Consider the following 12,508-nt stretch of genomic DNA (forward strand, 5'->3'; position numbering starts at 1 on the left):
GATCGACGTCGAAGAGTGGCCGACGCACAGTACGTCGAACTCACTTTCTTCGCGCCACGGGAAAGGGTGCAAGCCATTTTTCTGCCGGATAGTGCCGATACGGTCACGACGTCCGGTCAGGATTTTGTGCGGGTAAGCCTGATGGCCAACGTCCCACACCAGGTGATCGAACGGTGTGTTATAGACATAGTGCAATGCCACCGTCAGCTCTACCACGCCAAGGCCGGAAGCAAAATGTCCGCTCGAGCGGCTTACGCTGTCGAGCAAATATTGTCGCAGCTCATCGCACAGCTTTGGCAGGCTCTCTTTCGGTAACAAACGTAACTCTTGCACCGAACTTGCCAGAGCTAATGTCGGGTATTTTGCAATATCAAAACTCATCAGAGACTCATCGTGGCAGTTATTTATCGCGTTCAATTATGAAACTTGCTAACGCTTGTAATGACGTTGTATTAAAAGATTGCGCAGCAAGCGTTTCCAGAGCGCTGAGCGACTCCTGATAGAGGTCCCAGGCTTTTGTGCGGGCATTTTCCAGCCCCATTAATGCCGGATAGGTACTTTTACCTAAATCCTGATCGGCACCCTGGCGTTTACCCAGTACTGCGGTGTCTCCGACCACATCCAGAATATCGTCCTGCACCTGAAACGCTAAACCAACGGCGTTGGCATAGCGATCGAGCGCAGGCAGCGCTTCACGTCCACGTTCACCGGCGGTTAATGCGCCTAAACGTACTGCGGCGCGAATCAGTGCGCCGGTTTTATGGCGATGGATCTGCTCCAGCGCGATTAAATCTATCTGTTTACCTTCGGCTGCCAGGTCGAGTGCCTGACCGCCGCACATGCCAGCCACGCCGCTGGCTTGTGCCAGTTCCGAGATCATCGCAATACGATCCCCGGCGCTGACGCCCGGCATCGGTTGATCCGCGAGGATCGAAAACGCCAGCGTTTGCAGGGCATCGCCCGCCAGAATCGCTGTCTCTTCACCGAATTTAATATGGCAGGTGGGTTGACCACGGCGCAGGCTGTCGTTATCCATTGCCGGTAAATCATCGTGAATCAGGGAGTATGCGTGAATACATTCTACCGCTGCCGCTGGCGCATCAAGGCTGGCCGGGTCAGCTTTTAACATCTCGCCGGTGGCGTAAACCAGAAACGGACGTAATCTTTTACCCCCCAATAATGCCCCATATTCCATGGCATTCACCAGAGGAGAACTCTGAAAAGGCAGTGGCGCTATCATACGGCTCAGTGCGCCATTAACGCGCTCGTGATAGGCGTGAAGTAACCTGGCGAAATCCATCATTCACTCACTGTCCGGGGTGAAAGGAGAGAGTTCTGCATCTTTATCATCACTCAGTAAAATCTGGACGCGCTGCTCGGCCTGCTGCAGTTTTTGCTGACCTGTACGCGCCAGCTGTACGCCACGCTCAAATTCGTTCAGCGCCTCTTCCAGCGGCAGATCGCCACTTTCCAGACGAGTAACAATCTGTTCAAGCTGCTGAAGTGAGGTTTCAAAGCTGGCGGGCTGTTCGGCTTTTTTCGGCATAATACGTATCGGCTCAGTGGTTTGTCATCATCTTGCTAGCGGCTATGGTAGCCGACTGGAAATAATTAGCAAAATAATGATATGGGCGGCGGTTGCTGAAGCAGTCGCCAGTCAAAGGTGGTATACTTTCGCGCCTCGGATGCAAAGGGCTCAGGCTACTTTGCAATACATTGATTTTAACAGCTAAGTGCTGTGCTTTTCAGCCCTTAATTGCCTAACGAACCTGTGCCGCCATGAAGTTTATCATTAAATTGTTCCCCGAAATCACAATCAAGAGCCAATCTGTGCGCTTGCGCTTTATCAAAATTTTAACGGGGAATATTCGTAACGTTCTCAAGCACCACGATGATTCCCTGGCCGTTGTCCGCCACTGGGATCATATTGAAGTTCGCTCTAAAAACGAAGAGCTGCGTGCCACCCTTGTTGATCTGCTGACGCGTATTCCCGGTATTCATCACGTTCTGGCGGTGGAAGACCGCGCGTATACCGATGTTCACGATATCTTCGAGCAGACGCTGGAGCTGAACCGTGAGCGTATTGAAGGCAAAACCTTCTGCGTGCGCGTTAAACGTCGTGGTAAGCATGAGTTTAGCTCACAGGATGTCGAACGCTATGTGGGTGGCGGTCTGAATCAGCATGTCGCGACTGCGCAGGTGAAACTGAATCAGCCGCAGGTGACGGTCAATCTGGAGATTGAAAATGATCGCCTGCTGCTGGTCACCGGCCGCTATGAAGGTATTGGTGGTTTCCCGATCGGCACTCAGGAAGATGTGCTGTCGCTGATCTCCGGTGGTTTCGACTCCGGCGTGTCCAGCTATATGCTGATGCGCCGTGGCTGCCGCGTGCATTACTGCTTCTTTAACCTCGGCGGTGCGGCGCATGAAATCGGCGTACGTCAGGTGGCACATTACCTGTGGAACCGTTTTGGCAGTTCGCACCGGGTACGTTTTGTCGCTATCAACTTTGAACCGGTGGTTGGTGAGATCCTGGAAAAAGTGGATGACGGTCAAATGGGCGTGGTGCTGAAGCGTATGATGGTTCGTGCGGCTTCACGCGTTGCTGAGCGCTATGGCGTGCAGGCATTGGTCACCGGTGAAGCACTGGGTCAGGTTTCCAGCCAGACGCTGACGAACCTGCGTTTAATCGATAATGCCAGTGATACCCTGATTCTGCGTCCGCTGATTTCCCATGACAAAGAGCACATTATTAATCTGGCGCGTCACATCGGCACCGAAGATTTTGCCCGTACCATGCCGGAATATTGCGGTGTGATTTCGAAAAGCCCGACGGTGAAAGCGGTGAAGGCGAAGATCGAAGCGGAAGAGCAGAACTTCGATTTCGATATTCTTGACCGAGTGGTGCAGGAAGCGACCAATGTTGATATCCGCGAAATCGCCAGTCAAACGCAGGAAGAGGTGGTGGAAGTTGAAACCGTCGCCTCTTTCACCGCTAATGATGTGGTGCTGGATATCCGTTCGATCGATGAGCAAGACGACAAGCCGCTGGAAATTGATGGCGTGGAAGTGAAATCCCTGCCGTTTTACAAGCTCAGCAGCCAGTTCGGCGACCTCGATCAGAGTAAAACCTGGCTGTTGTACTGCGATCGTGGCGTGATGAGCCGTTTACAGGCGTTGTATCTGCACGAGCAAGGCTTTAAAAACGTGAAGGTTTATCGGCCATAGCTCTGACGGGCGGCGTTTGCGTGCGCCGCCCGTTGTTAATGACTGCGTTATTCCACCCACTCGCGATAATCAAAAATCCCGGCGGCTAATACCAGCTGCGATGCTACTTCATGCGCCTTCTCTTTGCCGACCAACAGGTCGATCAGCTTCAACGCAAAATCCATCGCGGTACCCGGTCCCTGACTGGTCAGTAAATTAACCCGTGGGTCCCACACGACGCGCCGATCCATCCATTTGCCTTCAGGAATGGTCTCTTTTAAGCCCGGATAGCCCGTCATATTACCGACCGGAAACAGGTCATGAGGAATCAAAACCGTACCGGCGGCGGCACAGATGGCAGCAACAATGCGGCCAGAAAGATGAAACTGACGGACGCTTTCTACCAACAGCGGGCTATCGCGAAACGTTTCCGCTCCTTTAAGGCCACCAGGCAGCACAATGGCCGCAAAGTCGTTATCTGCCACTTCCACTAATGGCGCATCGGCCAGCAGGCGCACGCCGCGTGAGCAGACAATTTCGCGCTCACCATTGCTTTCGACGCTGGCGGTGATGACGCTCAGGCCGCCCCGTACCAGTAAGTCGATGGTAGTGACCGCTTCAGTTTCTTCAGTTCCATGTGCCAGGCAAACCAGCACCGATGCGTTCGCGCTCATAATCTTGTTCCTTTCGCTTAATCAATTCATACAGACGGCTGTTTTCCGGCGTGGTGATACCCTGGGCGCGTGCGCGGCGTAACAGGTAGCCGGTAATATATTCAATTTCTGTGCGGCGCTCGGCGCGGATATCCTGCAACATCGACGAGGTATTCTCGGCAGTGCTTTCGATCACCGCGAAGACATAATCCATCAGGCTGTCACGCGATGTATGCTGACCTTCACGCTCCATTACCGTAGCAATTTCTCCGCACAGGCGCGCAATCTGGTCGCGGTGTGCCAGCAGCTCGCCGTTACGGCAGTCCCACACCACCGTCAATGGGTTTATCACGCAGTTAGCCGCCAGCTTCTGCCAGCTGGCTGACGCCATATTATTATGCCAGGCGACGTCCGGCAGCGCCTGGTGCAGGACTTCCGCCAGTTCGCTCAGCCCGGCACTTTCCGGCGTGCCGGGGCCGATATGGGTCACGCCACTGGCGACATGAATAATCACGGTGCCATCACGCTTAGCGGCATGGGTCGTGATGCCCTGCAGAATCGGCTGCGGCAGATCCTTCAGCTCGTCCAGCGTCCCCATGCCGTTGTGCAGCAGTAGAATCGGGCAGGCCGCAGGCAGCTGCGCTTGCAAATTACGTAAGGCCTCGGAGACTTGCCACGCCTTTAACGTCACCAGTAACAGCTCGGTTTGCGCCAGAAACTGCGGGTCATTGGCAATCCAGGTCTTATTGACGGCGTTTCCTTCAAGGTCGATAACGTTCACAGAGCAGTAGGGCTGCGGGACTCTCAGCCATCCCTGTACTTCATGTCCCTGCTTATTGAGGGCGGACAACCAAATCTGCCCCAACGCACCGCAACCCAGAACGGTAATTTTCATCATTCCTCCCCGCGTGCGGGTTTTTACTGCACCTCAGTCGGCACAGTTTTAATTATAGCTTTCTGTGCTGGTGGTTTTATTTGAACCTGACAACCGAGTATTATGCATGTCACTTTAGAATCTGGAGAATAAATCATGCCATCTTTCGATATCGTCTCTGAAATCGACATGCAAGAAGTACGCAATGCGGTGGAAAATGCCAACCGTGAGGTGTCCACCCGCTTTGATTTTCGTAATGTTAACGCCAGCTTTGAGCTGAATGAGAAAAACGAATCGATTAAAGTGATCAGTGAGTCGGATTTCCAGGTAAAACAGCTGGTTGATATCCTGCGTGAGAAGCTGCTGAAGCGCGGCATCGACGGTGCCTCACTGGATGTGGCCGAGGAGATTGAACACAGCGGTAAAGCCTGGAGCGTCGAAGCCAAAATGAAACAGGGCATCGAGACCGATATGGCGAAGAAAATCGTTAAACTGATCAAAGACAGCAAAATCAAAGTGCAGTCGCAGATTCAGGGTGAGGAAGTGCGGGTTAACGGCAAGTCGCGTGATGATTTGCAAAGTGCAATGGCGTTAGTGCGCAATGGCAACCTGGGACAGCCGTTCCAGTTTAAAAACTTCCGCGACTAATGGTAGGGGCGGCGTTCTCGCCGCCCAAAACCGACTATGCCGAGGCTACCAGCGCCTCTAACTCCAGACGATTCGTCACCTTACTGTCAATTTTCACGTAAGCACTTTTCTCTTCCGGCACAATAAACACCGCCGCGACGCCAGGCTGCGCTTTCAGACGCTGTTCCACTTTTTCGAAGCTGCCTTGAGCGTCATTCAGCGTAATACGCAAGCTACTGACGTAAGGCGGTTCCTTCATCGCGAAGCTGACAAACAACCATACTGTTGCCAGTACCGCACCGAGCAGGAAAACGCTTTGCGCATCAACGTTGCCAAAAATCCAGCCGCCAAGGCTACCGCCAATTGCCACGCCGATAAACTGGCTGGTGGAGTAAACCCCCATCGCCGTTCCTTTATAGCCCGGAGGGGACTCTTTACTGATCAGTGACGGCAAAATCGCTTCCATCAGATTGAAGGCAAGGAAAAACAGCTGCACGCCAAACACTAAGGTCCAGAAGTGGTTACCGGCCCCCCACAGAATAATCTCGGCTATCAGAATCAGCGCCACGCAGCCGACAAATACCCGCTTCATGCGGCGTTTCACTTCGGCATAAATAATAAACGGGATCACGGCGGCAAAGGCAATCAACATGGTGACCAGATAGACTTTCCAGTGTTGCTCCGGCGGGAAACCGGCCTGCTCAAACTGACCGGGCAGCGCGACAAAACTCGACATCAACAGAATGTGCAGGCAAAGAATGCCAAAATTAAGTCTTAACAGGCGTGGATTCGCCAGCACTTCACGAATGCTGGCTTTGACCATGCCCGATTCACGGTTCAGCACATGATGAGCAGAGGAGGGCACCACCAGCAGGGTGATAACAATGCCCAGCGTGGCCAGAATCGCAATCATCCAGAACAGTGCATGCAGCCCCAGCGCGTGGGTAACAATCGGGCCAACCACCATTGCAATGGCAAAAGTGATACCAAAGCTGATACCAATAAACGCCATCGCTTTGGTGCGGTTCTGTTCGCGGGTTAAATCGGAGAGCAGCGCCATCACCGCTGCCGCAATAGCACCGGAGCCTTGTAAGGCACGGCCAAGGATCACCCCCCAGATGGAGGTGGTGCAGGCGGCGATCACGCTGCCCAGCACAAAGACTAACAGCCCGCCAACAATCAGCGGCTTACGGCCAATACGGTCAGAGAGCAGGCCAAACGGAATCTGAAAAATAGCCTGCGCCAACCCGTAAATACCAATCGCCAGCCCGATCAGCGCTTCGCTGGCTCCCTGCAATGCCATGCCATAAGTGGTCAGAACCGGTAATACCATAAACATTCCCAGCATGCGCAGGGAAAAAACGGTCCCTAAGCCCCAGGTCGCACGTAGCTCGACTGGAGTCATTTTATTATCGTTCATTAAAACCTCAATTAGAGTCTATTCCACCAGGCACTATTGGTCAGTCAAATAACCTGATGGAATAGCATCTTTGTTCGTTGGGTCATTTTAAATAATAGGGTAGGGCGGGTAAAACATTAGTGTTTAAGCAGTGGTAACAAAAAGAAAGGGCGCGATAAACGCGCCCTTAGTGATGTGCTTTGCCGTTACCAGACGTAAGTCAGCAGATCCTTTGAGGCCGGAGCCATAAAGTCCACTGACATCATCACGCTCAGTGAGGTGATAGCGACGATGGAGAAGACAAACAGCTTACGAGCCCAAACGCGATCGTTTGAGGTGTTGTAACCTTTCAGTGCCATTCCCAGCCACCATACGCTTACCGCTGCCGCAACCACCAGATATTTGTAGCCAGCGTAACCGCTCAGGGTCAGCATCAGCGTGGCAACCATAAATGCGATGATATACACCGTGATATGGTGTTTTGCCACGGAAATGCCTTTTACGACCGGCAATACCGGAATGTTAGCTGCCTGGTAATCTTTAAAGCGGAAGATGGCAATCGCATAGGAGTGCGGCATCTGCCACAGGCTAAAGATAGCCAGCAGGATCAACGCTCCGGCATCAAACTCATTGGTCACCGCACAGTAGCCGATAACCGGCGGCGCTGCGCCGGAAAGGCTACCAACTAACGTGCCGTATACGGATTTACGCTTCATATACAGACTGTATACGCCAACGTAAACCACGAAGCCCATCACCGCCAGCCACATGGCCAGCGGATTAGCGCCAAGGTACAGCAACGCAAAGCCAGCAATACCCAGAACGGTTGCATAAACCAGGATTACTGTCGGAGAGATAAGTCCTTTGACCATCACTCGGTTTTTCGTTCTCTCCATTTTTTTGTCGATATCGCGGTCGATAAAGTTGTTGTAAACACAACCTGATGCGACCACCAGAGAGACACCGACTAAGGTGGTGAGAAACAGGGAATAATCGATGTTGCCCTTTGAGGCCAACAGGAATCCCCCGATGACAGAAATTAAATTTCCGAAAATAATTCCTGGTTTCGTTACTTGCAGGTATTGCTTAATCATCACAGGCGACTCTTTAGTGAACCATCATGTTGTAGTTGAGGTTCCACATGATCCATATCGAGCCAACAACAACGATCAGGATAATGATTGCTGCGAACACAATAGCAACCATATTCCAACCTTCATCCGAAGAGGTATTCAGGTGCAGGAAGTAGGCCAGATGCACCAGCACCTGAACGACCGCACAAACCAGAACCACACCCAGGATAGTACCGTGAGAAGCACCGCCATCCATAACCATCCAGAATGGGATACCGGTCAGAATGATCGACAGAACAAAGCCGATCATATATGACTTCACGCTACCATGAGATGCACCATGTTCGTTTGCAGAATGACTCATTACATGGCCCCCATCAGATAGACAACGGTGAATACGCAGATCCATACCACATCAAGGAAGTGCCAGAACATGCTCAGACACATGATACGGGTGCGGTTGGTCGCGTTCAGGCCGCGACGGGAGATCTGATACATCAGTACCAGCATCCAGATCAGACCAGAGGTCACGTGCAGACCGTGCGTGCCGACTAAGGTAAAGAAGGCAGACAGGAATCCGCTACGCTGTGGACCAAAGCCTTCAGCGATCAGGTGATGGAACTCGTAAATCTCCATACCGATAAAGCCCACACCGAACAGGAAGGTCAGAGCCAGCCAGCCGTTAACGGCCGCTTTACTGCCTTTGTTCATGCTGATTACAGCAAAACCATAGGTAATGGAGCTGAGTAACAGCAGTGCGGTTTCTACCAGTACAAACGGCAGTTCAAAAATATCTTTACCAGACGGGCCGCCAGCGGTGCTGTTGACCATCACTGCATAGGTCGCAAACAGGGTTGCGAAGATAATGCAGTCACTCATCAGGTAGATCCAGAAGCCAAAGACTTTATTGGCTCCTGCATCGTGATGCCCATGCTCCGCATGGGCGTCGTGGTGTTTATTCAGAGTTTCAGTTGACATTATTTCAGGCCTGCTTTGGTAATTTCGTCAAAGTGCTGATTCTCGATTTTCTCGACTTCTGCAACCGGTACGTAGTAGTCCACGTCTTCGTCAAAGCTCTTAATCACCCAGCTCAGGATCATACCGAGGAATGACAGACCGACTAACCACCAGATGTGCCAGATTGCAGCAAAACCAAAGATCAGGCTGAAGAAGCCAATTACGACACCCGCGCCGCTGTTTTTCGGCATGTGGATTTCTTCGTAATGAGCAGGCTGCTTGTATGCTTCACCTTTCTCTTTGATTTCCCAGAAAGCATCACGTTCATGAATTTCCGGAATCACGGCAAAGTTGTAGAACGGCGGTGGAGAAGAGGTTGCCCACTCCAGCGTACGGCCGCCCCACGGGTCACCAGTCACATCACGGTTCAGTTCACGGTCACGAACAGAGACGTAGAACTGGATCGCCTGACAAATAACGCCACATGCAATCAGTGCCGCACCGAAGGCTGCAACAACCAGCATTGGGTGGAACTGAGGATCGATGTCCTGGCTCAGACGACGGGTCATACCCATAAAGCCAAGCACGTACAGCGGCATAAAGGCAGTAAAGAAGCCGATAATCCAGAACCAGAAAGCGCGTTTACCCCAGGTTTCGTTCAGGGTGAAGCCGAAGGCTTTCGGGAACCAGTAAGTCACACCAGCAAAACAACCGAACACCACACCACCGATAATTACGTTATGGAAGTGTGCAATCAGGAACAGACTGTTGTGCAGCACGAAGTCAGCACCTGGAACCGCCAGCAGAACACCGGTCATACCACCCACAGAGAAGGTGACCAGGAAGCCAACAGTCCACAGCATGGCAGAGTGCATCACGATGCGGCCCTGGTACATGGTGAACAGCCAGTTAAAGATTTTAACACCGGTCGGGATGGCGATAATCATCGTCATAATACCGAAGAAGGCGTTAACGTTCGCACCTGCACCCATGGTGAAGAAGTGGTGCAGCCACACGATGAAGGACAGAATGGTAATCACTACCGTTGCCCACACCAGTGAGGTGTAACCAAACAGACGCTTTTTAGAGAAGGTTGCCACCACTTCGGAGAACACACCGAAGACCGGCAGAACCAGGATATACACTTCCGGATGACCCCAAACCCAAATCAGGTTGACGTACATCATCATGTTGCCGCCCATATCATTGGTAAAGAAATGGAAGCCCAGATAGCGATCCAGGGTCAGCAACGCCAGTGTTACGGTCAACACCGGGAAAGAAGCGATAATCAGCACGTTGGTACACAGAGATGCCCAGGTAAAGACTGGCATCTTGAACATGGTCATGCCCGGTGCGCGCATTTTCAGGATAGTAACGAAGAAGTTAATCCCGGTTAATGTCGTACCGATACCGGACAACTGCAGACTCCATATCCAGTAATCTACCCCGACGCCCGGACTGTACTCCGCACCGGAGAGTGGTGGATATGCCAGCCAGCCGGTCTGCGCGAATTCGCCCACACCCAGTGACAGGTTAACCAGAACCACACCGACAGCAGTAAACCAGAAGCTGAGGTTGTTCAGGAACGGGAAGGCCACGTCGCGAGCGCCAATCTGCAGAGGAACAGCGATGTTCATCAGACCGACAACAAACGGCATCGCCACGAAGAAGATCATAATAACGCCGTGGGCGGTAAAGATCTGGTCGTAGTGATGCGGTGGCAAGAAGCCGGCTTCCCCTGCGGAGGCAAGCACCTGCTGGCTACGCATCATCACCGCATCGGCAAAGCCGCGCAGCAACATCACGAAAGCCATAATGATATACATGATACCGAGGCGTTTATGGTCGACGGAAGTCAGCCACTCGGTCCACAGATATTTCCACTTACCGAAGTAAGTTAATGCAGCAGCAAGTGCCAGACCACCAAGAATGATGGCGGCAACCGTAATCACGATAATTGGCTCGTGTAACGGCACTGCATCCAGTGTTAATTTTCCCAACATCGTTTTATTCCTCGGCTCCAGCGTGAGAGGCTTCGCTCATGTCCATGCCTTCATGTTCAGACATGTCCATCTTCCCGTGGCTCATCTTGAATTTGCCAATGACTTGCTTGAACAATTCAGGGTCTGCGGTGGAGAAGAACTCAACTGGGTGATTCTCGCTAGGGGCAGCGATTTTTTCGAAATCATCCATCGTGGTCAAAGTGTTCGGCGACTGCTTCGCTTTGGCGACCCACTGCTCGAAGGCAGCATTGTCAGCGGTTGCGATGGCTTTAAACTTCATGCCAGAGAAGCCTTTACCACTAAAGTTGGAAGAGATACCGTCAAACGTGCCGGGTTCATTCGCAATCAAGTGCAGTTTAGTCTGCATACCCGCCATAGCGTAAATCTGGCTACCGAGGGTAGGAATGAAGAAGGAGTTCATCACGGAATTGGAAGTGATCTTAAAGTTCACTGGCGTGTTAGCCGGGAACGCGATCTGGTTAACGGTTGCAATACCCTGTTCAGGGTAGATAAACAGCCATTTCCAGTCCAGCGCCACCACATCAATTTCGATAGGCTTAACATCAGAGACCAGCGGCTTGCTTGGTTCCAGCGCGTGGGTTGATTTCCACGTCAGAATACCAAGGAACACGATGATCAGGACAGGTACAGTCCAGACGACGGCTTCCACTTTATTCGAGTGTGACCAGTTAGGGCTGTATTTTGCTTTGGTGTTGGATTCCCGATATTTCCAGGCGAACACCACGGCCATTAAGACTGCTGGAATAACGACGATCAACATCAGACCGAAGGCGGTCAGTATCAGCGAACGTTGCTCCAATGCAATCTGTCCTTTGGGATTCAACAATGCACTATCACAGCCACTTAGCAATAAAGTGCCTGCAATTAATGACAAAATCCCCAAACTTTTATTGTATTTCATGAGTCTCATTTAACGACCTCAATGACAAGGGCTCTATTGTCGTTTAAGTGTGGCGGCATTTTACGGCAAGGTTTCGGCACTGTAAACCAGCTTAAGATTGTGTCAGGCCGGTGTTGACACCTTTTGCCAAGGGTGTCACATATGTTACTCACCATGACAAAATATTAACGGCCACAATGAGTTGGCGCTAATATAACAGAATTGGCTTATTTTTTCTGAGGAAAAAACCGTGGTGGCATAAACAACGAATTTGCGATCCAAGTATTTAACAACTCTGCATCATTTGCGAGATATTAAATATACAAAATTAATTACGCACCGGTTTTTAATATAGTACAAAAAATAACTTACCTGCTGGCATCTTTTTTTTAAAATTAACCAGAATGAGGTAAGTGATTTGCACCTTGCAAATTGTGCAGCGAGGGATAATTGAGCGGCCTGCGTAGGGCAACAGGCCGGAGGGGTTACTGCGGCGCTTTACGCAGCGCCAGATAGTCCAGCAGCGAACCGATAACAATACCGCTCAGCGCCAGCGCCATACCCAGTTCAAACAGCGAAGTCAGCAAGCTGCCGCTGATCACCCATCCGAATGCATCGATTGCTAACAACAGTAACCAGCCCGCCAGCACCACGCAGCCAGCGCTCAGCGTGCGCAGCGCCCAGCGATAGCCGTTGCGAAACTCGGTGCGCGGCATAAAGCTTTCGGTGGCCTGAGTATATTCCAGCGTGCGTTTGCAACCGGCCAGCAGCAATAGACCAGGGAGTGCGGCGATCACTGAAAAGGCGTAAAACG

Annotated in this window: 13 protein-coding genes and 1 pseudogene; 2 read left to right on the forward strand and 12 right to left on the reverse strand. The window is 51.8% G+C overall.

The window, feature by feature from the left end:
* The 3 genes from NG42_RS10520 to xseB form a co-directional block, all read right to left on the reverse strand.
* A partial coding sequence (locus NG42_RS10520) for a 1-deoxy-D-xylulose-5-phosphate synthase N-terminal domain-containing protein (RefSeq protein WP_052899258.1) occupies window positions 1–381 on the reverse strand: 381 nt, incomplete at its 3' end.
* A gap of 19 nt (window positions 382–400) precedes the next feature.
* Window positions 401–1,300, reverse strand: coding sequence for a (2E,6E)-farnesyl diphosphate synthase (ispA, locus tag NG42_RS10525; RefSeq protein ID WP_052899386.1), 900 nt, complete (start codon window positions 1,298–1,300; stop codon window positions 401–403).
* A 3-nt stretch (window positions 1,301–1,303) separates the two neighbouring features.
* Window positions 1,304–1,546: an exodeoxyribonuclease VII small subunit gene (gene xseB, locus NG42_RS10530; protein ID WP_052899259.1), complete on the reverse strand. Its 243-nt coding sequence runs from the start codon at window positions 1,544–1,546 to the stop codon at window positions 1,304–1,306.
* A gap of 233 nt (window positions 1,547–1,779) precedes the next feature.
* Here xseB and thiI point away from each other — a divergent pair, with 233 nt between their 5' ends.
* Window positions 1,780–3,228 (forward strand): tRNA uracil 4-sulfurtransferase ThiI, encoded by a 1,449-nt coding sequence (thiI, locus tag NG42_RS10535; protein WP_052899260.1) that lies wholly within the window; start codon window positions 1,780–1,782, stop codon window positions 3,226–3,228.
* 47 nt (window positions 3,229–3,275) lie between these two features.
* Here thiI and yajL read toward each other — a convergent pair whose 3' ends face one another.
* Both yajL and panE read right to left on the reverse strand, forming a co-directional pair.
* Complete coding sequence (gene yajL, locus NG42_RS10540) at window positions 3,276–3,881, reverse strand: protein deglycase YajL (RefSeq protein ID WP_052899261.1); 606 nt, start codon at window positions 3,879–3,881, stop codon at window positions 3,276–3,278.
* Window positions 3,835–4,755 carry a 2-dehydropantoate 2-reductase gene (panE, locus tag NG42_RS10545; RefSeq protein ID WP_052899262.1) on the reverse strand — a complete coding sequence of 307 codons (921 nt, stop codon included), beginning with the start codon at window positions 4,753–4,755 and terminating at the stop codon, window positions 3,835–3,837. Before panE ends, yajL begins: the two co-directional genes overlap by 47 nt.
* Window positions 4,756–4,890: 135 nt before the next feature.
* Between panE and NG42_RS10550 the strand changes: the two genes are divergently transcribed.
* Window positions 4,891–5,382 carry a YajQ family cyclic di-GMP-binding protein gene (locus NG42_RS10550; protein ID WP_052899263.1) on the forward strand — a complete coding sequence of 164 codons (492 nt, stop codon included), beginning with the start codon at window positions 4,891–4,893 and terminating at the stop codon, window positions 5,380–5,382.
* Window positions 5,383–5,416: 34 nt separating this feature from the next.
* On the opposite strand, the gene NG42_RS10555 is transcribed toward NG42_RS10550, so the two are convergent.
* The 7 genes and pseudogenes from NG42_RS10555 to ampG form a co-directional block, all read right to left on the reverse strand.
* The gene (locus tag NG42_RS10555) at window positions 5,417–6,781 is read right to left on the reverse strand and encodes an MFS transporter (protein WP_052899264.1); all 1,365 of its coding nucleotides are present in this window, start codon (window positions 6,779–6,781) and stop codon (window positions 5,417–5,419) included.
* Window positions 6,782–6,966: 185 nt separating this feature from the next.
* Window positions 6,967–7,854, reverse strand: coding sequence for a heme o synthase (cyoE, locus tag NG42_RS10560; RefSeq protein WP_052899265.1), 888 nt, complete (start codon window positions 7,852–7,854; stop codon window positions 6,967–6,969).
* A 13-nt stretch (window positions 7,855–7,867) separates the two neighbouring features.
* Window positions 7,868–8,197, reverse strand: a complete 330-nt coding sequence (locus tag NG42_RS10565; RefSeq protein WP_052899266.1) for a cytochrome o ubiquinol oxidase subunit IV — start codon at window positions 8,195–8,197, stop codon at window positions 7,868–7,870.
* Window positions 8,197–8,811 carry a cytochrome o ubiquinol oxidase subunit III gene (locus NG42_RS10570; protein ID WP_052899267.1) on the reverse strand — a complete coding sequence of 205 codons (615 nt, stop codon included), beginning with the start codon at window positions 8,809–8,811 and terminating at the stop codon, window positions 8,197–8,199. The genes NG42_RS10565 and NG42_RS10570 overlap by 1 nt, the downstream gene beginning before the upstream one ends.
* Window positions 8,811–10,793 carry a cytochrome o ubiquinol oxidase subunit I gene (cyoB, locus tag NG42_RS10575; RefSeq protein WP_052899268.1) on the reverse strand — a complete coding sequence of 661 codons (1,983 nt, stop codon included), beginning with the start codon at window positions 10,791–10,793 and terminating at the stop codon, window positions 8,811–8,813. The genes NG42_RS10570 and cyoB overlap by 1 nt, the downstream gene beginning before the upstream one ends.
* Window positions 10,794–10,797: 4 nt before the next feature.
* Window positions 10,798–11,724: a cytochrome o ubiquinol oxidase subunit II gene (gene cyoA, locus NG42_RS10580; RefSeq protein ID WP_052899269.1), complete on the reverse strand. Its 927-nt coding sequence runs from the start codon at window positions 11,722–11,724 to the stop codon at window positions 10,798–10,800.
* A 455-nt stretch (window positions 11,725–12,179) separates the two neighbouring features.
* Window positions 12,180–12,508: pseudogene (gene ampG / locus NG42_RS23495) on the reverse strand (muropeptide MFS transporter AmpG); the annotation flags it as partial.

It is taken from the genome of Winslowiella iniecta (genome assembly GCF_001267535.1).
In the GTDB taxonomy this organism is placed as follows: Bacteria; Pseudomonadota; Gammaproteobacteria; order Enterobacterales; family Enterobacteriaceae; genus Erwinia; species Erwinia iniecta.